19 protein-coding genes and 1 pseudogene are annotated in these 24,162 nt (G+C 65.8%); 10 read left to right on the top strand and 10 right to left on the bottom strand.

Going from position 1 to position 24,162, the window contains the following annotated elements:
• Nucleotides 1-259 precede the first annotated feature (259 nt).
• The gene (locus TR50_RS31895) at nt 260-787 is read left to right on the top strand and encodes an integrase core domain-containing protein (RefSeq protein ID WP_052441596.1); all 528 of its coding nucleotides are present in this window, start codon (nt 260-262) and stop codon (nt 785-787) included.
• A gap of 131 nt (nt 788-918) precedes the next feature.
• On the opposite strand, the gene TR50_RS31890 is transcribed toward TR50_RS31895, so the two are convergent.
• From TR50_RS31890 to TR50_RS31865, 6 genes are all read right to left on the bottom strand, one after another.
• A complete protein-coding gene (locus tag TR50_RS31890; protein ID WP_152648751.1) occupies nt 919-2,484 on the bottom strand; it encodes a hypothetical protein in 1,566 nt (521 codons plus the stop codon).
• The gene (locus tag TR50_RS31885) at nt 2,481-4,511 is read right to left on the bottom strand and encodes an AIPR family protein (RefSeq protein WP_052441595.1); all 2,031 of its coding nucleotides are present in this window, start codon (nt 4,509-4,511) and stop codon (nt 2,481-2,483) included. The genes TR50_RS31890 and TR50_RS31885 overlap by 4 nt, the downstream gene beginning before the upstream one ends.
• A complete protein-coding gene (locus TR50_RS43130) occupies nt 4,508-5,521 on the bottom strand; it encodes a PD-(D/E)XK motif protein (protein WP_052441594.1) in 1,014 nt (337 codons plus the stop codon). Before TR50_RS43130 ends, TR50_RS31885 begins: the two co-directional genes overlap by 4 nt.
• A complete protein-coding gene (locus tag TR50_RS31875) occupies nt 5,518-8,352 on the bottom strand; it encodes a Z1 domain-containing protein (protein ID WP_042430272.1) in 2,835 nt (944 codons plus the stop codon). Before TR50_RS31875 ends, TR50_RS43130 begins: the two co-directional genes overlap by 4 nt.
• Entirely contained in the window at nt 8,349-9,917 is a 1,569-nt protein-coding gene (locus tag TR50_RS31870; protein ID WP_152648750.1) for an ATP-binding protein, read from the bottom strand. The genes TR50_RS31875 and TR50_RS31870 overlap by 4 nt, the downstream gene beginning before the upstream one ends.
• Nucleotides 9,918-10,273: 356 nt before the next feature.
• A complete protein-coding gene (locus TR50_RS31865) occupies nt 10,274-11,011 on the bottom strand; it encodes an integrase core domain-containing protein (RefSeq protein ID WP_369405798.1) in 738 nt (245 codons plus the stop codon).
• A gap of 168 nt (nt 11,012-11,179) precedes the next feature.
• On the opposite strand from TR50_RS31865, the pseudogene TR50_RS50440 reads away from it, so the two are divergent.
• The 4 genes and pseudogenes from TR50_RS50440 to TR50_RS44795 all read left to right on the top strand — a co-directional run.
• Nucleotides 11,180-11,701: pseudogene (locus TR50_RS50440) on the top strand (IS701 family transposase); the annotation flags it as partial.
• Between the two features lie 274 nt (nt 11,702-11,975).
• Entirely contained in the window at nt 11,976-13,862 is a 1,887-nt protein-coding gene (locus TR50_RS31860; protein WP_042430266.1) for a DNA cytosine methyltransferase, read from the top strand.
• A gap of 661 nt (nt 13,863-14,523) precedes the next feature.
• Nucleotides 14,524-15,615 (top strand): integrase core domain-containing protein, encoded by a 1,092-nt coding sequence (locus TR50_RS31855; protein WP_042430263.1) that lies wholly within the window; start codon nt 14,524-14,526, stop codon nt 15,613-15,615.
• A 119-nt stretch (nt 15,616-15,734) separates the two neighbouring features.
• Complete coding sequence (locus TR50_RS44795) at nt 15,735-16,028, top strand: TIGR04141 family sporadically distributed protein (RefSeq protein WP_084701305.1); 294 nt, start codon at nt 15,735-15,737, stop codon at nt 16,026-16,028.
• 297 nt (nt 16,029-16,325) lie between these two features.
• Here TR50_RS44795 and TR50_RS46025 read toward each other — a convergent pair whose 3' ends face one another.
• The 4 genes from TR50_RS46025 to TR50_RS43125 all read right to left on the bottom strand — a co-directional run bounded on the left by TR50_RS46025 (nt 16,326) and on the right by TR50_RS43125 (nt 21,095).
• Nucleotides 16,326-17,945 (bottom strand): hypothetical protein, encoded by a 1,620-nt coding sequence (locus tag TR50_RS46025; protein ID WP_152648749.1) that lies wholly within the window; start codon nt 17,943-17,945, stop codon nt 16,326-16,328.
• A 732-nt stretch (nt 17,946-18,677) separates the two neighbouring features.
• The gene (locus tag TR50_RS31850; protein ID WP_042430260.1) at nt 18,678-19,031 is read right to left on the bottom strand and encodes a signal peptidase I; all 354 of its coding nucleotides are present in this window, start codon (nt 19,029-19,031) and stop codon (nt 18,678-18,680) included.
• A 3-nt stretch (nt 19,032-19,034) separates the two neighbouring features.
• Entirely contained in the window at nt 19,035-20,609 is a 1,575-nt protein-coding gene (locus tag TR50_RS31845; protein WP_042430308.1) for a hypothetical protein, read from the bottom strand.
• Nucleotides 20,610-20,735: 126 nt separating this feature from the next.
• Nucleotides 20,736-21,095: a GntR family transcriptional regulator gene (locus tag TR50_RS43125; RefSeq protein ID WP_052441592.1), complete on the bottom strand. Its 360-nt coding sequence runs from the start codon at nt 21,093-21,095 to the stop codon at nt 20,736-20,738.
• Nucleotides 21,096-21,769: 674 nt separating this feature from the next.
• Between TR50_RS43125 and TR50_RS31835 the strand changes: the two genes are divergently transcribed.
• From TR50_RS31835 to TR50_RS47210, 5 genes are all read left to right on the top strand, one after another.
• Nucleotides 21,770-22,075: a hypothetical protein gene (locus TR50_RS31835; protein ID WP_042430257.1), complete on the top strand. Its 306-nt coding sequence runs from the start codon at nt 21,770-21,772 to the stop codon at nt 22,073-22,075.
• Nucleotides 22,075-22,536, top strand: coding sequence for a WhiB family transcriptional regulator (locus TR50_RS43705; RefSeq protein ID WP_063775185.1), 462 nt, complete (start codon nt 22,075-22,077; stop codon nt 22,534-22,536). The genes TR50_RS31835 and TR50_RS43705 overlap by 1 nt, the downstream gene beginning before the upstream one ends.
• Nucleotides 22,520-23,230 (top strand): hypothetical protein, encoded by a 711-nt coding sequence (locus TR50_RS43120; RefSeq protein WP_152648748.1) that lies wholly within the window; start codon nt 22,520-22,522, stop codon nt 23,228-23,230. The genes TR50_RS43705 and TR50_RS43120 overlap by 17 nt, the downstream gene beginning before the upstream one ends.
• Before the next feature lie 23 nt (nt 23,231-23,253).
• Nucleotides 23,254-23,604 (top strand): hypothetical protein, encoded by a 351-nt coding sequence (locus TR50_RS31820; protein ID WP_042430254.1) that lies wholly within the window; start codon nt 23,254-23,256, stop codon nt 23,602-23,604.
• A gap of 106 nt (nt 23,605-23,710) precedes the next feature.
• Nucleotides 23,711-24,162: hypothetical protein (locus TR50_RS47210; RefSeq protein WP_042430250.1), on the top strand; the 452-nt coding region annotated here is incomplete at its 3' end.

The following is a 24,162-nucleotide window of genomic DNA, read 5'->3' as shown; positions in this document are numbered from 1 at the left end:
CCAGGACGGGTGGGAAAGGCAGCTCACGGGCCGAACCTATGGGAGGCGAGAACAGAGTGAGCATGTTGGCCATGCTCCCGTGCGCGACCCTGTTTCTCTAGGGTTGCGCAGGGTCCTGGTCAGTAAGTGGCCGACCAGGACCTTGGTGCGAGCTGGACGTACGACTGAATCTGCCAGGGCGCCGCTCGGCGTGTGGCTCGCTACCGCGTCTCGGATTCGGCTGCAGTCAAGGCCTCTATGGCTACGGGGGGAAGCACAGATGCGGATCGTCGCCGAGTCGCAAAAGCCGGCGGCGGAGGTCGCGCGGGAGCTGGGGATCAACGAGACCATCCTGGCGACCTGGGCCTGCCGGGTTCGGAAGGCCGGCGGAGACGGGACGCTCGTAGAGTCCGAGCGCGAGGGGGCGCGCAGGAGCGACTTCGGATTCCTGCTGCGCGACCGCGACAGCAAGTACACTGACGCCTTCGACGCCGTCTTCGAGGCCGGGGGCCTGGAGGTGCTGCTCAGCGCTCCGCAGGCGCCCCGGATGAACGCCCACTGCGAGCGCGTCATCGGCACGATCCGACGAGAGGCACTCGACCACATTCTGGTCATTCACGAGGCACACGTACGACGGGTCCTGGCCGAGTACCAGGAGCACTACAACGCGCACCGGCCCCACAGGTCACGAGACCAACGGCCACCCGAAGCCCCGGCGTTGTTCATCCTGCCCGAGGGCGCGCCGCGCAAGCTCCTGCGCACACGCATCCTCGGCGCAGTCATCAATCAGTACCAGTATGCGGCTTGACCTGCGGCGATGACTTCCGAGCCCCACAGGCATAGCCTTCCGCTGACCTCTCGACGACACCCGATGCCGGTGCAACCACAATGGAGTGGCGTGGCTTTCTGCCGACACTCGATTGCCACCGTGGCTGCGTGTCAGTCGGCCTGGTTCGTCTGCGCCAGACGGCCGACTGCGTCGCTGGCTCCGTGGGTCACGGTGGCCGTTTCCTCGTCGGGATCAGCGCACATGTACACGTACTCGCCGACGCGCAGGCCGAACCGCCGGACGTAGGTGCCGAAGCCGTGCGTGAATCCCGTCTCGTCGTTGTACACGGCGCTGCCGCACGGTTCGCCTCGTCCATCGGTCAGCTCGAATCTGGTGGACGGGGTACCAGGCGGGAGCCATCGACGCAGCAACACTCCTGTCAGCCTGAAGTTCGACGTCACGGCCAACATGACCCATGGGCGACCGTTCGGCGTTACACCGGCACGGAAGTCGCGGTTCTCAGTCAGCGAGCGTGCCCTCGCCTGCCCCTGAACAGTAGCGACCACATCCGAAGCGACCTGCGCACCGCGGACGGTCCACGCGTTTCGGTCCAGCTGCACGAACGCCGGATGGAAGGTCAGGTACACGCTGACCGTGCTGAGGTTCAGGCCAAAAGCCTCGGCGGTCTCCATCAGGCTCGTTCGGTCGAGGACGCCGTTCGGCGACATCCTGATCAGCTCGACAAGAAGCGCCGCCTCGACACCGAGTTCAGCGTTAAGGTCCAGCGGGACTGTCGCGCTGAGCTCGTCGTCATCGAGCGCAAACTGGTCATGCCACTCGCAGAATGCCCGCAACCCGGTCAGGGTCGGGGCCACCAGATCTGCCTGGTCTGCGGTCCGGCCGGCGTTGCGGTAGGCCCAGAAGTTTTCGACCGCCTGCCGTGCGCTGAGTAGGTCGACGGGCTGATGTACGGACAGGAGTGTGCGGAGTGTGTTGACCAGGCGGTTGCGCACGGAGGACCGCCAGGTGACGTGGTTCTCATCGAGCCACACAATTGACTCCGATGCCGCCAACAGTGCTCTGACATCGTCCTCTGTGACGACGGCACCGGCGTCGAGTGCCTCGTCACTGACTTGGAGCAGCGTGGCGAGGCCCTGCCGTTCGGCAACCCTGCGAGTTGCCCGGTACACGGCGGTGAGGGTGTTGGGGTCGTCGGTGATGACCCCGTCCTTAACGTTCAGGTCGAACGGTCGTCCGGCGAACTCGGCGCACGCGCGCAGACTGCCGAGACTGTACCGGGTAGTGGTGAGGCCTCTGCGGAGCAGTGCGTCGGCCAACGCCAACTCAGTGCAGGGAGCCTGCCTGCTCGCAAGCTCCAGCACGGCGTCGAGTTGTGGCCACCACAGATGCAGCCCGCGGAGAGCCTCGTGCTGCTTCTGGATCTGGCGGGCGCGTTCGCGGGTTACGCCCATGGCGCGCCCTGATTCCTCCAATGTGGCGGGTGGCTGTCCGAGCAGTCCGTATCGTGCCGCCAAGCCGTTGATGACGGCCGGTCGGCAGGATCGTCGATTGCCGTGAATCACCCTATCCGCCTCGGATAGAATTCTGAGGACCGTCGTCTCCAGCGGTTCGGTGTCGTCGAAGGTCGATTCGGCGAGCTTGCGAAGCACACTCGCCAGGTCAGCTTGGGTGTCAGGCCGATCTGGTTCCTGCACGGCGTTGGCCTGGCCCGTCATCGGGCATTCGTGTTCCCGGTCGAGGCAAAGCCGTTGTTCAGGGCGGCGTCGTAGATCCTTCTGAGGTTGTCGATCTGCTTGTCGGTCGGCGTCTTTCCCCCGCTCAGCAGTGCTGAGGTACCGGAGGCGATGCGCCTGTCAACGGCGGTGAGTTTGTTGTGCTCACTTGCCCAGTCAGCCAGTTCCGACCATGGCACGAGCAGCAGGTCCTCGGTGCTGATGTTGGACGCGACGACATGATTCGGGACCTTCGTGGTGAGGTGGGCGACGGTTGCCCCGCTGAGCTTCCACGGCAGGGCGCGCGCCTTTTCCCAGCATGCTGGTTTCTTGGCCCATTCGCTGATGTTGCCAGGCGCTCGGTTGAAGAACGAACGGAGCAGTCGGGCCAGCGCAGGGATTTCGCTGCTTAGCTCTTCCGGCAACTGTTGTGTACGCCAGATGACGTCGAGGTCGAGGCGTCGGCTGGTGCGGTTGCTGATCAGCGCAACGGCATAGGCGACGACCTGTGCTTTGTAGCCCTCCAAGCCGTTTTCGCGGAACGTCCTGGCCACGATCTTGTCGGTGTGCCGGAACAGTATCGCCTTCGCGACAAGGTGCTCGAAGTAGCGTCGATCCGGCATCTGATCCTGCTCCGGACGTTGCGCGAGCCGTAGCGCGAACTCGGCGAAGCACTTCTGACCGCCGAGGCTGACGGCGTGTGGAGCCTCGTCCCAGGCGAGTTCGAACTTCGCCAGGTCGGTCTTGACGAACTTCTGCGCAGACGGATGGGTCTCCTTGAACGCCTTCTGCCTGGCCAGCGTGCCCGTCCTGGCCACCTCGTCCTGGTACTGGCCGCGGGCACGCTCGTAGAACCATCGGGTCTGCTTCTGGCTGCCGTTCGTGGCCGGCGCCCATATCGAGCGGGAGAGGCGTTCGATGTCGACGTGGAAGGGACGATTGGTGCTGAAGTCCGCCTCTTGCACCTTGTTCTGGCTGTTGGCATAGCGGGAGATCAGCGGGACGAGCTCAGTAAGCTGGTCTGGCGGGACGACGGTGAGCTTCATCTGGACGTGGATCCCGTCCAGCGTCGCCTTGTGTTTGACTGCCGCGTGGTAGAGCGACGCGGTGGTCTGGCCGCCGTTGACAATCTGCAGGTCTTTCAGGCTGGCGATGGCGCTGCCGCCCTCATGCGTCCTGATCACATCGACGGCGGATGCGGTTGCGGAGATGCCGTTGTTGTAGGCGAGGAACCGGCGGGGCTCGTTGAGGATGGTGTCCCGGATGCCCTGATTGACCTTGCCTCTTGCCTGCAGGAACGACCGTACGTTGAGTTCGAGCAGACGGGCGGAGTACGTCGCGTAGATCTCCTTCAGCACGGCGCCGGGCACGATGGCCAGCATCGTGTGACATCCCTGCTCGTCGAGGTCAGTGGGAAGGCACGGGACCGGCGCACCGAACCGACTGACGAAGTCGATGTGGATGGGCTCCTGCTGCCGACCGGAGGTCACTAGTCGGTGCAACCGCACCAAGTCCCAGACCTGGACCGACGTCGGCACATCACCGAACTCTGGCGTCGTCACGTCCTTCCTGGTGGCGACCACACCATCGGTGAAGACCCAGAACCGGACGCGGGTGAGTTCCGGCAACGCCTGGCTGATGCTCTGCGCCATGTCGAACACCGGCGAAGCCACCTCAAGTCCGGCGGCACCGTTCCGCGCCACTTTCTCCAGGAAGCCCCGCAACCGACGGAGACAGGTCTCGATGTCAGCCTTGCCGACGGGCGCGGGCGGCACTACCTGTCTGAGCACGACGCCGAACAAGTCGAGCGTCTGGCCGTCGCCGCTGATGTCGTAGCCGGAGATCTCCTCACCGCGAGCTTGGTGGAAACAGGCCTCCCCGCCCTCCAGTTCGGCGACATCGGCAAGCTCACCGATCATCCGTTCAAGAAAAACGTCGCGGATGCTCCGCTCCGCGCCCGGCACACCGGCCTCTGAGAGCAGGTCCTGCTGGAGCGACTCGGCGAACTGGTCGATGTCGGTGTCAGTCATGCCTTTTCTTCCAGGATGGTGATCATGTCTTCGTAGCCGACGAGGAACCGGGCGGCGGCAAGCAGGTTAACGGTGTACACGACATCGGACACCCCGACAGGTCTGGTCTGTTCGGTGACCCGGGGAAAGCCGTCGGCCACCCGGTGGACTGTCCGGCGGCGCAGCGCGTATCGCCGGTCCTCGTACAGCCGGCTCTGCGTGTCCAGATAGCCGGCACGTACCAGCCGCTGCTCCAGCTCGCCCGCGACACCGAGGCTGGCCGCCTGGTTACGCACCTGGTGAACGAGTTCGGGAAGAGACACTCCGCGTCCGCCCCGTCGCGCGTCGAGTGCCAGCGTCACCAGAAACAGCGCTCCGGGGCCGGTGTCGTCGAGCTGTCGTTCGCTGCTGATCCGTACCCGGTTGGCGTCGTGCCCGGTCGCGGTCTTGACCTCCACACTGCCGTGCTCGAACTGGAAGTCCTGCAACTGCTGGTCGGGACCGGTCCATGCGTACACGGCGTCCGGGCCGAATGTCGGGAGGAACAGGTAGGACAAGGTGTGCAGCTCCCCGAACAGCCCACGCTGCTGCTCCCGTGACAGCCCATCGGGACTGATGCCGGCGAGCATCCGCTGCCACTCACTCAACCGGTTCACCACCACCCCGCCCGGTTCCGCAGTGACCTGTGCGAGCCTCACTAGCAGGTCGGCCACCAACGCCGTGAAAATGTCAGCGTACGCACCCGTGCGCAGTACGAGGTCCAACGTGGCCCCATGGTCCGGGAGGCTTCCTGGCTCGACCACCACGCCGGACGTGACGAGCAGCCCGCTCGTCGCGTTGGCTGGAACGTCGTGTGTGACCACTGAGAAAACCCGCCGTGCGGCCGGATACTCCACGCCGACGAAACAGTGGTGCGGACTGTCTGCCAGTACCCGCCGAACCCGCCGGCCTGCCGACACCGAACCACTCTGAGTGTCGTGCAGTTCGGCCCAGAGCTCCTCAAGATCTGTGGCGGACGGCACCACGCTCATGGCCGCTCCTCGTCGGAGTCCTGGCTGCCGAACTCCTGGTCCCACCACAGGTTCGTCACCCGGTACTTGATGGTCTTCGCGGTCCGGCTCCTCGGGAAGCTGAGGGCGAACCCGACAGGCGGTAGGTCGGGATGCATCCAGGAGTCCGGTGCGAGCGGATACAGCAACAGCAGTCCTCGGCTCGGTGGGCGGACATCACGGATGAAGAGCCCGCCCGGCGCGCTGGGCGCCGTCTTCCTGGACTTTGGGTCCAACTGCCAAGCCTGCTTGGTCATATCCAGAGCTCGCCTGCGCTCTTCGTCGGAGAGGTCCATGATCTCATCGCTCGGGGAGACAAGGCGACGGATCACGTAACGGTCATTTCCCGCTCGGAGACCAGCCTTGTACTCCAGGCCGGCGCTCGCACGTTCCTTGGGCAGGTACAGGGCCCGCTGGGCCTGGCCGACCTCGTAATCACCGATCTTGTGAGTCTTCGGGTCGTTGTGGGAGACCGACACGAGCCCCACCGTCCACGTGGTGAGCTCCGGTTCTTTCGTGGTCAACAACGTCCGGATGTACTCGGCCAAAGCTCGAGGCTGCGCCTTGGTCGCGATGTCGGACGCCTGGTACTCGTCCAGGAAATCCAGCACGCTAGGCGCTGGCACGTTGTCCCACCGGACGGTGCCAAGAGCACCCTGGCGGTGTGCCGGAGTGCCCATGGCACTGACCAGACGCTCGGTGACGGCCAGATTGCTGCGGAGCACGTCCTCGTCCGTCTCGAAGGTGATCGACTCGCTGATGGTCTGGGAGAACGTGATGTCGACGTCAGTGCCGTTTCGCATCTTGGTTCTGGCAGTGATCATCAGCCCGTCCGGATGCGCGCGGACCCTGAGCCCGTACTCCTGTGGTGTCTTCCCGAGCGCGGCCATGTATTCGAACTCGCGCAGCAGCTCCTCATTGGCCAGAGCGATGTCCCGGTACCACCCGGCGAGCTCGTCGGTCGTGTAGAGCCGACACAGGTCGAGGTAACCGGGTCGATAGCCGAACCAGCGGCCCATCTGCATCAGCGTGTCGTACATCTTCGACGCCCGTAGGTAGTAGCTGACCGTCAGCCCTTCAAGGGTTAGACCGCGGGAGAGCTTGTCTCCACCGATCGCGATCAAAGTGAGCGGGCGGTGGGCCTCGCTGTAGGTCAGGGCGTCCTCGGACTTTCCGTTGAGCACGCGCAGTTCGACGTCGTCGAGCACGCTTGGAAGCGCATCGCGGATCTGCGCCCAGTCGACGACCTCGTCGACTTCCGACGTCAAATCCGGGAGCCGCAGCAGCGCTTCGGTGGTCGGTACGAAGTCGGTTCGCCACAGAGACTCCAACGCGGCCCAAGGGGAGTCGGGGCTGGATGGGTCGCCGTGCCACATGCGCTGGCGCATCAGGTCCACATACTCGTGCAGTGCCCGGCGGACTAGCGCTTGGACATCGGTGAAGCGGGTGACGTGCACCAGCATCGAGTTGTGATCCTGGTGGCCACGAGCCCGACGTGCAGCAGTGGCGAGCAGGAACGCGTTGATCGCCGTGAGCAGCGATACCGGCAGTCTGCCCGGGATGGCGTCCTTCTTGTGCTTGTTCGGAAGCCACATCTCATGGTCGTCGAACGTACTGATGATCGGCAGGCCAGCCTGTCCCTCGATCCCCGAGTTCACGTCGCTGTCCAGCCCGAAAACGGTGTTCACGCCGACATAGTTGCTCGGTGGCCGGAGGTTGATGATGAAGCTGCGCGGAAACAGGTCCTCGCCGTACTTGTCGGTCTTCTCGTCGGCATCGATGAAAATGTTTGCAAACGGGGTAGCGGTGTAAGCGAGGTACGCGGACTTCTCGAACGTGCGCAGCAGCTTCCGTATCAGTCCGTTGATCTTGGTTGGGTCGTAGTCGTCGATTGGCTGCCCGTTCTCGTCGGTAGGCCGGGCCCTGGTGTTGACCGAGGCGTTGTCCGCCTCGTCGTCGATAACGAGCAGCGGAACGTTACGCACGGTCTGTTGACCGGTCTCCGGGTCGAGTTCCTGATTCAGCCGAGTCGCCCACGAGTACAGGTTCCGCAACACAGAGGCATTCTTCTTGACCACCAGAATGACTGGGTCGCTGCCGCCGGCGTTGAGCCAGACCTGCCTGGCGACTTTGACCTGGAAGTCGCCTTTCTCGTCGCTACTGGTCAACGAGTGGACGTGGAGAAACTTCCCCTTCATCTGCCCGACGCCAACTTTGGCATTGGTCTGGTCGTAGCTGCGGTTGCTCCTGGTGTCGAACCCAAGGAACTCCATGTCCAGCCGGTGCTGGGTCTGACTGCGCAGGCTGTTGTGCAGACCGGCCAACACGACGATCAGGCGATAGCCAGCGTCTGCGGCCTTACAGATGACGCCTGTGTAGTTGGCGGTCTTGCCAGACTGCACCTGACCAACAACCATCCCGCGACGATCCCACCTGCCAGGTCGATCCGGTTTCTCGAACGAGTCCAGAATCCGGTCGGTAACCTGGTTGATGCTGCGGATCTGTGCTGGTGCCCAGCCCTTCCTGCCCAGATACCGCCGGTACCGATCCCAGAAGTTCCACTCGATCTCGTCCCTGGCGGTATCGAGCCAGGGAACATGGTCTTCGTTACCGTTGAGAACCTGTTCGGTCGGAAGCCAGACGTTGCACCGACTCTCCACATCCCTCCGCAGCTCGCCGACATCGACGTTGGCCTGCCCCACGGCAAGCAACGCCTTGTCAACCGCCTGTTCGACGTCGCTCGCCGTGACGTCGTCCACGTAATCGAGCAGCGTCAGGGCGATCTCCATCGCCTTGCGGTGGTCGGGGTTCATGCCATCTCCTGACCGAGTTCGCGCGTGCAGACCTCCCGAACGAGGTCGGGGAAGTCAGAGAACGGTTCCATTGTCAATAGCCGACCGACAACTTCTTTGCCGGACGTCCCTGCGCGTCTCATCGCTCGGACGACATCGGTTAGCACCGACCGGACCGTGTCCGGGGCAGTCTCCTCGAACGGTGCCGCTTGCCGGCCCGGCCCATCCGCATGGTTGAGGATGATCAGGGGAACCGGAACGGTCTCCTCCAATAGCCTGACCATGGCCTCGACCTCCCCGTCGCCCGCAGTCGTGAGCAGCGCGGCCACAAGCGGGTGCTGGCGGTTGACCCGATAGGCGATCCTTGTCCCGCGCACGACCTGCAGCCATGCCTGGACCACGTCACCTTGACTGGCACGCTGAAGCACCTTGCCGCGGTGCCGATACACGTTCGCCGACCGCAGCCGGACGACCTCTGCGATCCGCCGCAACTCGGGCACCAGCGCGCCCGGCGCGCGTGCCACCGACTTGCGGACGTCGATCTGCCAGTCGGAGTCCATGTGGTTGGGCAGGTCAAGCCGGATCCGGGCCAGCGAGGTCAGCTCCTCCCGCCGGAATCCGAGCCCGAGCCAGCTTCCGGAAACGATCAGCCGCCGGTTCCGATAGACGTAGAACCCCTGCTGGGAAGCCCAGCCGCGACGACCACCAGTGGAGATGTGTTCCTGAGAGGTCAACCTGCTCACATGCGGCAGGACGAACGACTTGACGCTGATCAGCTCGCCTCGGTACAGCAGTGACTCGTCCGTGACCACCTGCGTTGTCTCATGAGACTCAAGGAACGGGTCCCACGGCGCGATATTTCGGCCGTTCACCCGGATGGTGATCTTCCCAGGACCCGTGACGTACCGATGGAAGATCATCCCGAGATGCGTGGCAACCCGGTCAGCGATGGTGTAGAAGTGGCTCTCTGCCTGCTCGTTCTGTGGATCTGGGGAGACAACAAGGCGGTCCAGCTGTCGCCACAGCACCACCGTTCCCGGCTGGTCACCGTGCAGCTCGTCCCACAGTGCCCGGTCCTCAGATGTCAACTTCGTCAGCAGCTGCCAGCTACCGACGCGGACGACATGGTCAAGGTCCCACGTCCGAGCTGCCAACGATGATGGCGTTGTCGCCGACATGACGACCAGTCGTCGGCACTGCGAGAAGGATGCGGTCTTGAGTCCGAGCCCGAACCGCCCGAGATCGCTCGCCGTTCTCGGCGTCGAAGGGCTGGTTGTGCCCGGCCGCATCGCCTCTCGGAGCCTCTCGCCGTCCATGCCGAGGCCATCGTCGACGATCGCGATCCATGACTCGTTGCCAGCCCAGTGCAGGCGGACGTCGACCGTGGTGGCTTTGGCTGTGATGCTGTTGTCAACCAGGTCCGCAACTGCGGTCTCGGTGGCGTACCCGAACGCGCGAAGCGACTCCACCAACGACTCTGCGCGAGGTTCGACGACCTCGTAGCCGGTCACGTCTCCGCCCCCCAGAGCACTGCTGTCCGCCCCCTCCACGAGCACCTGCACCACGAGCGGGTGCTCCCGGTTCATCACTGTAGGTCAGCTGCCTGTTGTCGCGAGTCACGGTCCAGGCGAAGAGGAAGTCCGCGCCACGGTTGCGCGCGGTGTTCCCCTCACGATGCCGGAGTGTCCCCTGCGCAAGGCGGCAAGCAGCGACACCGACCCCGCCGAGGTGACCACGAACCGAGGCTATTGTGCCAGCTGGATCCGGGTTGGTGATCTCGTAGTTGATAGTTGTTCATCTCAACCCGCCACCCGCCAAGCCCCGCCCGCACCTGGCCCACTCGATCGAACCGCCGACACAAATCACAACTCCCCCTGAATCAAACGACAGTGTAGGTAGGTCCTGCTCCGTCCGCACCGCCTACTCATGGGCCTGTCCCGCGTCAAGCAACTGGCAGGTTTTCGGTCTCGGGAAAGTTGGGGATGACGGGGTCGGCGAGCCCGGTGTGGACGTCGTGGGGCCGGTTCCAGGCCAGCGCCTCGTGCGGACGGACGGTGTTGTACTCGATCCGGTAGTCCTCGGCGTGGCGGACCAGGTCGAGGGCGTCGGAGATCTCCTCCAGGAACAGCTTTTCGTACTTCAGCGAGCCGAAGCCGCGCTCGCGTGAGCCGTTCTGGCCCGGGGTGCGGACCCCGGTGCGGACGTGCCGCAGCTCCGGACGGGTGGCGATGAACGCCTCGAACCGGAACGAGCGGAACGGGCCGCCGTTGTCGGTCACGATCGTGACCAGCGGCTGCACGGCCCCGTCCGCGTCGCGCGGGGCGAGGTCGACCAGCTGGCGCCCGGCCAGACGCTCGGCCTCGGCCAAGGCGAGCTCGATGGCGGCGATCGCGTCGTGCTGGTTCGCGGTCGGCGCCACGTGCCAGCCCAGCTCGTACTTCGACCAGTAGTCGCGGCAGCCGGCCAGCCGCCAGGTGCCGCCGCCAGCCGTCTCGAACTCGGAGAAGTCCAGCTGCCAGACCTGGTTCGGGCCGGTCGGCTCGGTCGCGAACGCCGCCTTGCGCCGGGCGGCGAGCTGCCTGCGTTCGCGCTGGTAGTTCGCCTCCAGCAGCAGGCCCTCGTCCCGGAGCAACCGCAGCACGGTGGCCTGCGAGACGCGGTGGTCCTCCCACCGGCACATCGCCCACACCTTCCGATGACCCCACGCGGGATGCGCGAGCGCGTGCCGGCGGGCGGCGTCCCGCACCCGTTCCCGGGCCGGACGCGGCCACGACCCCCGCAGTTCAGCGCCGTGGCGGGCACGCGCCTGGTGACGGCGCCAGGTCCGCTCGGGCACGCCGATCAGCCGACAGAACCTCGCGGCACGCTTCCCTCGCACTCCACCTGGTACCTGGCCACCGACCTGCCCCACCCCGACGCACCCCATGCGGCCGAACACCCCCACCCAGCCGCCGGCCTGGCCGAGGTCGTCCGCCTCTACGGCCTGCGCTCTTGGATCGAGCAGAGCTACAAGCAGGTCAAGGACGAACTGGGCTGGGCCGACTTCCAGGTCCGCTCGGATCGTGCCATCCGCCGCCACCAGACCCTGGTCCATTGCGCGTTCTCCTTCTGCTGGGACCAGTGGCCCGGCCTACCGAAGGCGGACGACCCCGCCACCACCGCCCCGGACGACGGCCAGGGACCAGAGAGGGGGCCCTGCCCGACCCCACCAGCCCCAGCCACCCTGCTGGCCACGAGCTTTACGCGCAGTCAGGGCCTGGCTTACCCCGGCCCTCACCCTCAAACGCTGGTGGAGGGCTTGGACAGACACCGACCCGCCCGCCGAGCTGCAAGCCCTGATCAATGCGGTCACCAACGGACACGGCCTTGATCTCTACTGCCCGGTTTAACGAACTACCGATGGTCTGACGCGCGACAGGCGCGTCACCGAACACACAGAGCGGTGGACCCGGCTCAGCCAACCGAGCCCGATGTGACCACACCGTTACACTGGCTGTTAGCAGCCCGTGGCAGGAATCGTCGGACCCCACCGCTATCGTTACAATCGTCCGTCGGCCCCGGGGACGGACGATTTGTTGATCCACGACAACGTCTGTGTTCTCCTAGTGCTCGTTGACGCAGGTGTTCTGGAAGGGTACGGGCGGGTGTCCATCTACGGGGTCAAGCTGCAACGCAGCGACGATCTACGACTTGTCCGCCATCCTGACGGCTGCACCGAGGGCACTTTCGAGCAGTGGTGCGCGCAGAGACTGGCCGCGGGACAGCGGCTCGCTGTCGACCTGTTCTCCGGCGCTGGCGGGCTCAGCCTCGGGCTGGAGGAGGCTGGCTGGACGGTCGCGGTTTCGGTTGACCACGACGAGAAGGCTGTGCAGACGCACAGCCACAACTTCCCCGGCCTGGCGCTGGACTGTGACCTCAGCGAGCCCTCGCAACGTCAGGATCTCGTCGATCTGCTCGCCAAGACGGAGATCGACCTCCTCGCAGGCGGACCTCCCTGCCAACCATTCAGCCGTGCAGGTCGCAGTAAGATCCGTAGCCTGGTGGTCGCCGGGCACCGCGAGGAACATGACCATCGGCGTGAGCTGTGGCAAGCATTCCTCGACGTAGCGCTGGCCGTGCGCCCTCGGGCTGTCCTGATGGAAAACGTTCCAGACATGGCACTCGGTGACGACTTCGCCGTGGTGCGAACCATGGTCGACGCACTGGAACGCGGTGGTTACTACACCGAGTTCAGACTGGTGGACGCGTGGCGCTACGGCGTGCCCCAGCACCGGAAGCGTCTCATTATTCTTGCGCGACGTGATGTCGAGGACTTCTCTTGGCCAGCCGAGCAGGCCAAGCAGCCGGCACTGCGTGACGCCATCGGTGACCTGCCCAATCTTGGCGACACCATCGGTGGTCGTGAACTGGCCTACAGCGAGCCCCGCCATCTGCCTGCCTTTGCCGAGATGATGCGGGCCGGTGCCCGGAAGGGCGTCGTGTGGGACCACATGACGCGGCCGGTACGTGAAGACGACCGCAAGATCTTCGGCATGATGGATGCCTCCACCCTGTATGCCGACCTCCCCGAGGATCTGAGGCGTTACTCAGCCGAGACGTTCGACGACAAGTACAAGAAGCTCGATTGGGACTCGGTGAGCCGCTCCATCACCGCGCACATCGCCAAGGACGGCTACTGGTACATCCACCCTCAGGAACTGCGGACCCTCACGGTCCGCGAGGCCGCCCGAGTCCAGACCTTCCCCGACCGCTTCCGCTTCGCAGGTACCCGCAGCGACGCGTTCCGCCAGATCGGTAACGCCGTCCCGCCTTTGCTTGGGCGCGCCGCTGCAACCGCACTTCGGCCGATTCCAGCGGGCGAACGCTCCGGCGAGCAACAGTGTGAGACTTCACGCTGGGTGCAGGCCAGGCAGGCGCTCACCAGCTGGGCCAAGCACCAGCAGTGCGGCTCCAACTGGCATGCACTGCCTGGTCAGAGCGTCACGCCGGTTGTAGCCGCAGTCGCAGCGCTTCTGATAAGTCGTTCCAACGCTCCGAAGGGCGCCGAACGGGCTCTGGCAACGATTCGGGGCCGCGTGAAACTGACAAAGGCCGAGCTCGACCAGATGCAGGCAGAGCTCCGGACTGAGGCCGGACGTCAGGCGTTGGAGCGATTCCGGCCACTGCTGCCCATGCGTAAGGTCTGGACCGACCCCGAAGCACTGGCCGAGGCGATGGCGATGAAGGCGGCGGAGGAGCGAACCTTCCGACTCCTGGCAGGCGAGGATGTACTCCTTGCCTCCCAGGCGACGCTCAGGGTTGCGGCACGAGTAGCCGGCAGCGACTCGGACAAGACCAACAGGTTGAGCGACGGCCGCGTCGATCTGGCCAGACTGGTCGGAGCGGGCCCGGATGCCCCGTTGCGCGCAGCTGCCCTCCGACTGCTTGGCAGTACCGTCTGCAAGGCGTCCAGCACTTTGTGTGACGGCTGCCCGCTTCGGCAGCAGTGCGGCAGCAGCTCCGGCGGGCGTGCGGTGCAGACCCTGTTCTAGCCGCCCGCGCTTCGGCTCGCGGGGATGGTCCCACTCATAGGGCGGCCGATGCATCGTCTCGATGCATCGGCCGCCCTTATCCGACTGCGGTCGGTCGGCCTCCTGCATCCTGGAGCCCCTGTGGGTGCCGATTATTGCGTCCATGCACCCATGAGGGCTGGGCCTGTCAAGTGCAGCAAGGTGCTGGCCTCGGGGTTGGTTGTGCTGGTGCCGAGGTGGTGTGGCTTCCTCGTGGCTGCCGGTGCTGCCGCCGTGCGGGAGGGGTCCAGTTGGAGCGCCCGGAGCCGGCGAGGGACGAGCGGGCGAGGACGAACGAGCTGGACGCCGACGAGCGGCGGCAGACCATGTTCGGCTGACGAAGTGTGAAGTTGTTCTCGTGCTGGGGTCGTTCGCACTGGTCCCCTGGGCAGTGTGGTCGGCGTGGTGATTCACATGCACCCATTCGGCGCCTGGCCGGTGGGGCCAGGCGCCATGACCGTGGTCCGGGGACCGGGGGCTGCTCAGTCAGGTCATCGAGCGCGGCAGAGCCGTCTCATGCAAAGACGCGAGCTCTGCGGGTGCCGATAAATCATCCGGGCAGGTCAGCGGCATGATCGTGGGGATCCCGTTGGTCACCCTGCGGGCTGTTCGGCGGCGGGGGAGGGCGGCAGGATGATCTCTTGTGCTACTGCGCCTGGTCTACCTTGCTGCCACCCACGCGCTTGCTCTGCTGCGCCTTCTACCGATGGGGGAGCGGGAGAAGGAGGTGGAGACACTGGTGCTGCGGCATCAGTTGCTGGTGCTTCAGCGCCAGGTCGGCAGGCCCGTGTTCACCGACGTTGATCGGGCGGTTCTGGCCGGGCTGCTCCACCATCTGCCGGGGGAGAGGCTCCGCCGTCTTCTGCTGCTGGTCCGCCCGGATACGATTCTGCGCTGGCACCGGGACCTTCTTCGGCGCCGGCATGCGGCGGCGTGTGTGCCGAAGCGGCGTGGGAGACCGCCGACCGTCCGCTCGATCCGGGCTTTGGTCCTGCGCCTGGCCCGGGAGAATCCTTCCTGGGGGTACCGGCGGATCCACGGGGAGCTGGCGGCGCTGGGCATCAAAGTCGCCGCGTCCACGGTATGGGAGATCCTCAGGGAGCACGGCATCCCACCAGCTCCGGAACGGAACAGCACTACCTGGGCTGACTTTCTGCGAAGCCAGGCCGAGGCGCTGCTCGCCTGCGATCTCTTCGAGGTCCGCACCCTGACCGGGGCGCGCGTGTACGTCTTTGCGGTCATCGAGCACGCGAGCCGGCGCGTGCGGGTCATGGGCGCGACCGCGCACCCGACGGCGGACTGGATCGTGCAGCTCGGACGCAACCTGGTCATTGACCTTGAGGACGCGGGCAGCAGGGCGCGGTTCCTGATTCGCGATCGCGTCTCGAAGTTCACTGCGGCGTTCGACACGCTGATGGGGGATGCCGGGCTGCAAGTCGTGACCACGGGCATCCGAGTGCCCCGGATGAACTCGATCATGGAGCGGTGGATCCAGACCTGTCGGCGTGAACTCCTGGACCGCACGCTGATCTGGGACCAGCGCCACCTCCTGTACGTGCTGCGGGAGTTCGAGACGTTCTACAACCAGGACCGGCCGCATCGGAGCCTGGGCCAAGCCGCTCCGCTGCGACCGCTTCCCGAGCCGGTCAGCGTGCCGGCCCAGATCCGACGTCTGCCGGTTCGTCGACGAGACCGGCTCGGCGGGGCGCTGCGGGAGTACCGCCACGCCAGCTGACCAGGCCGGATGATTAATCGGCACCCGCAGTGCCTGGCCCTGATCTCGTCATCGCAACCAGATGGCCAGGGCGGCTGCGGTCGATCCGGAGGAAGGCGTAACCGCGCTTGTCTTCGCGGATGGGCCACTGTCTCGGGTTCCTCGTACTCAGAAGGTCACAGATCGGACACTCCTGGACTACGCCGAAGCCCTGGCCCCGATACGGCGATCACATTCGCACGCTCTACACCAACAAATGGGGCGATGTAAACCCCGTTGAGAAGAATCGAAGAATGGTTCTCGCGATTGCCACTGACAAGACAGGCGATCTGGCTGATTCCCTCTACTTCTTCAGTAAGGTGAACCTGGTTCAGAAGCTATCGGATTTCCGACGCTCAGGATTTCGCGTGGCCCTTGCCAAGGTCGACCGCTGAACGGGTCTCTATGGTCTCTTGCCGCCGCGTCCGCTGTCATCTCTTCTGTGTCGTCCCAACCCATGTGTTGAGCGGCCTGCACCTTGGTGTTCGGCTGGCATCCCGGCTCGAGGCCGAGTAGCGGCTCTCGGGGCCTCCTGCGGCCGCCCTTTGGGCTCCGTCGCTCGGTTCATGGTCCTGCAGAGTTGTGGGGCGCAGGACCCCAGTCGTCAGAACTAACACTCGGCCAGGTTGGCCCACTGGTCAGGCTGATCCTCCTCCGCGGGAAGGCGAACCGCGTAGGGCAAGACGTACCGTTCAGGTCCAACCGTTGTGCCGGCCGCGCTCTGGGGTCGGGCTAGTCTGCGGCACAAGCATTACTAGGGCTCGCGCATTAACCACTGCTCCTTTAATCTTCGCGCGAGTCCACGTGAGGTTAAACTCACGCCCCTGGCGAGGAAGAGTGTACTGGTCGAGGCGTTCCAGAAAATCTGAAAGGGATTCAGCTGGAAGAACCTGCTCGACCAGACGAAGACTCGTGGAAGGCGCGCCTTGTTGATTCAAGCGTGAATCCAAGAACCGAGGCGTCCCGACGATCCAATGCCATTGAATTTCTTCGAATCCGGGCCAGTTTTGAGGGAATTTCACGATCGCCCCGTTGGCAATTTCGCGCCGCAACCGCTCGATTTGATGGCGGCCTTTGTCGATCGCTTCCTCTTGCTTCCAAGCGTCAGGAAGCGTGCGTGCGTCGATGGGCCACTTGGCTTCAACGATCAGCCCTAGCCTGTTGGCCTCGTCGAGCGCCACGATATCAAGGTCGCCAAGCTTGCGACCATTTTCGGTAGTGACCTTCACCTCGGTGGCTACGCGCGTTCCGGATATCGTTTCAAGCCGGCTGGCCCAGCGTGCACACAGGTCGCCCAGTGCCCTGCCGAGTTCGCCTGAATTGCTTGGGTCGGATGCAGCGGCCCGGAGAATCACTCGCTCTTCGAGAGTATCATGCATCAGATGTGGCGACAGTAGCAGGAACTCGCCCCAGCTGATGACTGGGGAGGCAAGCGGGGATTTTCCTCGTTCGCCCTTGTAGGTAAACATGTCCAAGAATACGTCGATTTTGTCGGCAAGTGACGGGTTGAAGCGAGCAAGGTCTCGCCGCAGGTCGTCCGGTTCAAACATTGGATTCGCCATCACGGGGCTTGGAAAGAGCATAAAAACATCTCGACTGAGATGCGACATCCCCTTCAGGGTGGCCATGAGCTGAGTTGCATCCCTCAAACTGATGCCTCCCAGATTGGTATCGAGTGGCGTCTCCCATGGTCGGGAGGTCATGTAGTTCTTGTGGTGCTTAACATACAAGGCGGTTATCCAGCGCGGCACCGTGATCTTGGCGCCACCGGGGCTGGATGCCAGATTCTTGAGGTGCTCAAATGCTGGATCGAGACTTGGGGTAACCACTTGCTCAGCCTGCGAGCCGGTGTCTATTGTTTCGAGAATCGCATCGAGTGCTTCAATCCTCGGATCAGATATTGGCGATATCCAGATTCCGCGCTTGTTTTCTGTTATGGAGACCCCGCCGGAGCGTGCCCCGTTAATTCCAATATCTAGAGTTCGCCATTTCTTTGCGAGCTCAACTGCTTCGACGGCATCGGTCTTTTCCACGGCGGGTCCGTGTGCCCGTGGATCGCCGTATTGCTGTGCCCAGGTTGCGAGAGTTCCAGCGACGGACGCCCATTCAGACTCGACACTGCTTCCATCCCGGAACGAGCCGCCACGGCTGGTCCGCCTGATGAGGTTCGTAGCCCGTTGGACCGAGGCTTCAAGGAGTACTGCCGGCAGCGCGGCGGCCCCGCTCTTCCAAATGCGCAGCTCTTGCGGTGCCTCCGATGCGAGCCTACGCAGGCGGTCGTACGGATTCTCTTCACGGTAGCGGCTGCTCACGGTCTAGCGATCCTTTCGACAAGGCCGGGACTCCCACCTTGTTACCGCAGCTCGACGGTCCACGTCTGCTGATCAGCGACGTTGGGACTCGCCTGCGCTGCGCCTCGGCCCCAACCCATGCCCGGCCTGTCATCCCGTCTGCCATCGACCCACACGCCGGTGGAGCGGGTTTGCCTCCTGGGGTCCAGGTGGAGCGCGCCACTGTACGAACGACCTGGACCCCAGGAGGCAAAGCTGCTCGGCTCTGCCTGGGTCGATGGCGGGCGGGATGACAGGCCCTACCTCAGCCCCCTGCGGCCAGCCAGTGTCGGCACGGCCCTCCGTCATCCCGGAGCCGGAGATCCCTCTTGTGTCCTGGCGGTCAACGGGGCTCCTGCCCCTACTTCCCGCTTGCGGTCCGCCCCGCCGGGCGGCGCGGGGCGAAGACAGGAGCGCGCCCGAGCGGGGGCGGGCCGCGCCGCGCAAGCGGCGTGGTCCCTTGACCAGGTAGAGAGAGTTGTCACCAGACTGGAGCGAGGGAGCAGCCATCCCCGGGGGAGCGGCTCGGAACGCTTCTGCCAGCCCTGGCTGAAACCTGGAGTTGATCACCCCTGGCTGTTTCAGCCGTCCCCGGACAGGCCGAGGCCCGCTGTCGCAAGCCTGTCTCCGGCATTGCAGCAAGCCACCTGTACCTCTAGAACTCTGGGACAGATGGGACAGCGCGCGACATTGCACGGGCGTCCCAGTGCGGCGTCACGGGATCGACGGCCAGCGGACGGTGACGACCACGGAATCCTCCTCAGCCTGCCAGGAGTGATCGATCCCCGGACCCCACACCACGTAGTCGCCCTGCTTCTCCAGCGTGACGCTGCCGAGGCTGAGATCGAGCCGGAACCGGCCGCTCACGAGGAGGAGCAGGGCAGTCCGCTGATCGTCGGCCACCCACTCTGGACGCTTCTGCCCAGCGGGGTGGATACCCCACTTCACTTCCAATGCCTGGGTCTGCCTCGCCAAGCCGTTCACCGGGTCGATGAAGTGGCCGAGCAGCCAACCGCGATGCTGGTCAGCGTCCTCGTTTGCGTTGCCCTTGTACCAGGTGTCAGCCATGCTCTACTCCCACTCGATCAAGGGCATCCGCACGCGAGGCCCGCCGATTTCGGCGAGGCGCCGGCACCCCTGGGTGAACGCGAAGATTCCTTCGTTGCTCCAACGCTGGTCCAGCGTAAGTGCGTTGAGTCGGTCAACGTCCAAGCTTGAGTAACGATGCAGCCCGCTGGACTCCCAGTTGGCCCGGACTTGGCCGCCGTACTTGACCCACCACTCTTCATCTTCGATCACGATGAGGCTGGCGAACTCGTAGTTGCCGCTGACGAGGTTGATCCCGACCGCAGTCGACTCCATCCGCCACCCGCCACTCCCCGGCCGCTCAAGGAGCCAGCGCATGGGGTCAGATAGGAGGCTGGGGTGCATCGGATCGGCGTGGAGCTGCGCGCCCACTGTGGAGTCCACGTCAGTGCGCCCGAACAGCTCCTCCTCCATCTCGCGTTCGAGCGTCGCCGAGAAGCGAGCGTCCTCGCTGTAGTCGGACATCGGTCCGTGGAACGCCTTGGGGATGACGGCCAGGCGCCGGTTGGCGTTCAGCACGCTGCTGGAGCGCTCCTGCACCAACAGCAGGTAGTCAGGGTCGTTGGTGCGTCCTCGTGGCCGTGCGATCGCCATGAGAGCCAGCGCGCCGCCTGCACAAACGCGCTCGCCGAAGTCAACGACCGACGCCACATCGGGTAGGTACTCGTCCCGCAGCGGCATCGACCCCGGCTGCTCTGACTCACCTGCGGCCACCGCCGTCATTAGCTCACCCTCCAGGAGGTTGAGCGTGAGCGCGTAACGAACGAAGTCGATCACTTCAAAGCTGCCGGAGATCCGGCCCGGCTGAATATCCACTGACGTCAGGCTGTAGATCTCCGCATTGACGATCTGGCTGCCCTTTGCCAGCGACTCAGCCAGGCTCCGGATTGCCGCTTCCGCAGCACCTCTGCTCAGCGGCGACTCTTGGCGTGTGGTCGGGCGATACTCAGAACGGTCCTGCCCATCCCCGATGGGTTGCGCCAAGTCAACCCATGCGTCCTGCGTCAGGATGCTCGTTGTGAGCCTCTGGCCAGAGGCGGTGACCTCATATGGGCGCCATAGACCGAAACCCGCCCGGTAGTAGCGCTGGGCAGCCTTCGCCACCCGTTCCCGCGTCACCTCCGCCTGCCGCTGGGCGCGCAGTTCCACGGCGCGTGAATCGAGCCCCGCGAGCTCCTGGGCGACTCGACCTCGGGCGGTCGCGGGCGCCCACCGGAAGTTCGCTTCGAGCCAGGACACGGCCGCGGCTATGTGTGGGTCTTCGGCCAACCGGCGCTGGGCCGGAGTCACGGAGCGTGGCTCCGGCTGCGGGTGCTCCTCTTGGGTCGGCTTGCCTGCGAGCAGTGCGAACCGAGCCTGCACGTCGGCCGCTGCCTGGAACAGCAGCGTGTCCAAGGCTCTCTGAATCTCGGCGGTCGGAACCAGCTCCGGGCCGGCGCTCCAGGCGGCCACAGTTCTGACCGACGTCCCGATACGGCCTGCAAACCCCTCGTTGGTCTCGCGGAGAGCCCTCTTCAGGGCACTCGCCAGATGGCCGGTCCAGGTGTCGACAACGTCCACGATCCCCCTCGCTGTCAGCGGACTGCACTCCGGCTGCACTCTGGCTGCACCGGCACTTCATGTCGGTTCAGCGCGGTCCGCCGTTGACTTGTCACATGAACAAGCGGACCAATCAGCAGTCAAAAATCAGGAAGTCTCGCCCTCGCCGCCTTCGAGGCGACTGAGCCGCCTCTTCACCTCTTCGAGCTCGGCTCGCAGGGACTCGACCTGCTCCGCGAGACCCTCGCCCGCCGACTCGGAGTCAGCTGAAGCTTCATCGGCCGACCGGACGAACGTCCCCTTGCCACTGACGGAGATGATCAATTGCTCTTGCTGAAGCAGCCTGACCGCATCGTGCGCGGTTGCCTGCGATGTCTTGTAGTCCCGCATCAGGTCCCGAAGCGAGGGGAACTTCGTCCCCTCGAACTCTCCAGCACGAATCCGCTCGCGCAGGTCAGCAGCAATCTGAAGGTGGAGCGGGCTTGGGTCTTCTCTGCTGATTGGCACTCGGTCACCGTACCAAGGTCACCTACGCCGCACTAGGGCGCATCAGCCGAAGGGCTTGACGGGCTATCAGTGCACTGCCAGAGTAATGCGCATCAGGGCGCTCTAATGCACATTGATGGACGCGACCGCCCTGCTGCCAGCTTCATGGCTGACAGTCCCAACGGCTCTTCTTGGGGCTGCTCTGACCTGCGCAGATGCCGGTCAGGGGCGCTTCGGGAGGTCACACCGTCCCTTGAGAACTGAACAGTGATCGTGCGGGACCGACGCGAGGGCGGCGGTCACGGCAGGCGCCCAGGCCGAGAGGCCGGGGGCGAACCACCGTGAAGCTTGGCGCCCTCCCCCTACGCCGTGGCAGGCCGCTCCTTCGGGAGCGTGGGGAAGGACAGCGGAGTCCCAAAGCACGTGGCGGGATGAGACAGACCGCCCCCGGGGCGAACCGGGTGAAGTTCGCCGGCGGCAGCAAGCCAGCAGCACCCAGTGGGTGCGCCGCCCTGCTCGTGCTGAGCAGAGAGCAAGCACCGGACCAGGCCCGACAGCCCTGACGCCCGTAGGTCGGGCCCCGCTTCACCAGCAATCACGGTCCCCGACGGGGCCGCCCCTCGGGCGGTTGTCGTCGGGGTGCCGCGGCTGCTCGTGCAGCCCCACCAACTGCTGTCTCAGCCCAAGGAGCTGTGATGAAGCACTTCATCGGCCACCACCTGGTGGCCAGTACCGACGAGGTTCTGGAGCTGGCGATCGGAACGCCGCTCGACCTGTGGTTCGGCGTCGAGGACGAGAACGAGGCCGAGCGCGCCGCCCGCCTGGACGCCGCGCGGGACATCCTCGCCGACGACCCCGAGCTGACCGACCGGCTCACCGCGCGGGCCGCGCTCGCCCTGGACGTGCACTCGGCGGACGTGCTGCGCGTCGTCGCGCTGCCCGTCCCGCTGCCGTGCCCGTCCGGCCGCCACCGGCGCACCGTTGCGGCGAGGGCCGCCTGATGGCCCGCCGGCGCCACACCGCGATCCGCGCCCGCATCCCCTACGGCGCACCCCAACCCGGTGCCGCGATCACCCTGACCGTGCCCAAGGACACCGACCTGACCGGCGCGCTGTGCACGGCGGTGACACCGGAGCTGTTCTTCCCCGACCCGGACGAGGCCGAGCTGGCCGAGCTGGTCGCGAAGCGCGTCTGCGCCGCGTGCCCGGTCCGGATGACGTGCCTGAACGCGGCGATCGGCCGTGACGAGCGGTTCGGCGTCTTCGGCGGGCTCAACACCGCCGAGCGCGACGCGCTGACCGGCCGTCTCGACGGGTGCGGCACACCGAACGGCTACTGGCACCACCGCAACGCGGGCGACCCCCCGTGCCGGGCCTGCCACACGGCCAAGACCGCCGTGAGCGCCGCGAAGAAGGCCCGTACGGCGGGCCGAGAGAGGGGTCACCTTGAAGCCGCTGCGTGACCCCTTGGCGTGGGCGGCGCTGCTGGCCGCACTCGGGGTGACGGCGTACGCGGAGTACGGGTTGGCGCTCGCGTGCGGGTTCGGCCCGTACGTGTCCGCCGGCGTCCCCGCGGCGCTCGACATCTACGCCCTGCGGGCCATGCGGGCGGGGCGGGACGTCGCCTCCGCCGTCATGGCGATGATCTTCGTGCAGGCCCTCGCGCACCTGGTGGACGCCCACCTGATCCACGTGGACGTCCTCTTGGTCGTGGTGGTGTCCACCATCAGCCCGCTGGTGCTGTGGCGCGTCCACCGCATCGGCCATGACCACACCGAGAACGGCCCGCAGGAGACGGCACCTGCTGACGAGGTGACACCGCAGGAGACACCGCCGTTCGCCCCGTTGTCCCCCGAACCGAGCGGGGTCGCCGCTGTGGTGTGTCCTCCCGAGCTTGGACAGTCTGCATCGCTGGTCGCGCCGGTAGACGAGGAGCCCGTCATCCCGGACTCCGAACCCGATCCGGAGCCTGAGCGGCTGGACCAGGACGCCGCTTACAACCAGATCCTCGACGGCTGGCTCACCGGCCGGTCGATCCGGGAGACGGCCCGGCTGTCCACCCGTTCACCGGCCTTCGTCCACCGCGTCTACCGGCAGCTCGAAGCCGAGCGCGACGCCGCCCCGCAGGCCCTCGCCGCCCTGCAGGCCGCGCCGTGACTGAACACCGAGGAGACAGCGACGTGAACAGCATGACCGACGCCCTGTGCACCCCGGGCCCGACGCTGGAGCAGCGGGCCGCCGCCGACGCCCTGCTGGCGCTGATGTCGCCCTTCATCGGCGCGCCGGGCGCGATGTTCGACGTGGACCCCTCGTGGCGGATCACGGTCCACGTGCACGACCCGGCCGGGTTCGAGTGGTGGCGCGAGGCCCTGGGCCTGGACCACACCGAAGTGGGCGAGCTGGAGACCTACCAGGACTACTGCGCCGCACGGATCTACGGCCAGAGCGGCCTGGTCTCCACCGAGGTCTGCCTGATCGGCTACCTGCCGCTTCCCGCCGAAAGGCCGGACACCAGCTCCGATGCCGCGTGAGCGGCACCCCCGAGGAACAGCGCGACCTGTCCATGAACGCCAAGCGGGGCCGGGCCTAGCTGTTGGAGGCCGCCCGGCCCCTACCCCGCATGGAGGTCTCTCCACGATGGCAGACATCGTCGCTCCCCCGACAGACCAACTCCCCACCGAACAGACCCTTCCGGCCACCCCCGACACCGCGACCGCCACCGTCGCCGACACCGCACCACGGCCGGGGAGGGAGTCCGCGCCCGTCGCGCACACCCCCGGTGGCTGGCCGGCGGCGCCGCTGGCGCTGCTGAGCGCGAACACGGCCGTGGCCGGGGCCGCCGCCGCGGCGTTGACCACCGGTCCGCTGCTCGCTCTGCTCGCCGCGGGCGGCACCACCACCGCGCTCGCGGTCGGCAGCCGGGTGCGGCGACGCAACGACCGGCGCCGCACCCCCAACACCAACGGTCGGGCGGCCGGACAGCGGGCCGAGGGCCTGCTGCCACGCCGCGGCCGGGCCGCGAACGGCGGCACCGGAGCAGGCGGACGCCGCACCCCGCTGGGCCGACGGAACGTCAACCCCCGCACGGG

It is taken from the genome of Streptacidiphilus anmyonensis, from assembly GCF_000787855.1.
Classification (GTDB): Bacteria; Actinomycetota; Actinomycetes; order Streptomycetales; family Streptomycetaceae; genus Streptacidiphilus; species Streptacidiphilus anmyonensis.
Note: the sequence above shows the minus strand (reverse complement) of the source record. Positions and strands in the feature narration are given on the sequence as shown.

Bases quoted from the DNA above. Each gene is read 5' to 3' on its own strand.
- TR50_RS31885 (WP_052441595.1), bottom strand. From the start codon at position 4,511: ATGACTGACACCGACATCGACCAGTTCGCCGAGTCGCTCCAGCAGGAC.
- TR50_RS31865 (WP_369405798.1), bottom strand. From the start codon at position 11,011: ATGTGCCGGTGGGAGGACCACCGCGTCTCGCAGGCCACCGTGCTGCGG.
- TR50_RS31870 (WP_152648750.1), bottom strand. From the start codon at position 9,917: ATGAACCGGGAGCACCCGCTCGTGGTGCAGGTGCTCGTGGAGGGGGCG.
- TR50_RS43130 (WP_052441594.1), bottom strand. From the start codon at position 5,521: ATGAGCGTGGTGCCGTCCGCCACAGATCTTGAGGAGCTCTGGGCCGAA.
- TR50_RS43705 (WP_063775185.1), top strand. From the start codon at position 22,075: ATGGCCCGCCGGCGCCACACCGCGATCCGCGCCCGCATCCCCTACGGC.
- TR50_RS31890 (WP_152648751.1), bottom strand. From the start codon at position 2,484: ATGACGGGCCAGGCCAACGCCGTGCAGGAACCAGATCGGCCTGACACC.
- TR50_RS44795 (WP_084701305.1), top strand. From the start codon at position 15,735: ATGGGCCACTGTCTCGGGTTCCTCGTACTCAGAAGGTCACAGATCGGA.
- TR50_RS31875 (WP_042430272.1), bottom strand. From the start codon at position 8,352: ATGAACCCCGACCACCGCAAGGCGATGGAGATCGCCCTGACGCTGCTC.
- TR50_RS31835 (WP_042430257.1), top strand. From the start codon at position 21,770: ATGAAGCACTTCATCGGCCACCACCTGGTGGCCAGTACCGACGAGGTT.
- TR50_RS31850 (WP_042430260.1), bottom strand. From the start codon at position 19,031: ATGGCTGACACCTGGTACAAGGGCAACGCAAACGAGGACGCTGACCAG.
- TR50_RS31895 (WP_052441596.1), top strand. From the start codon at position 260: ATGCGGATCGTCGCCGAGTCGCAAAAGCCGGCGGCGGAGGTCGCGCGG.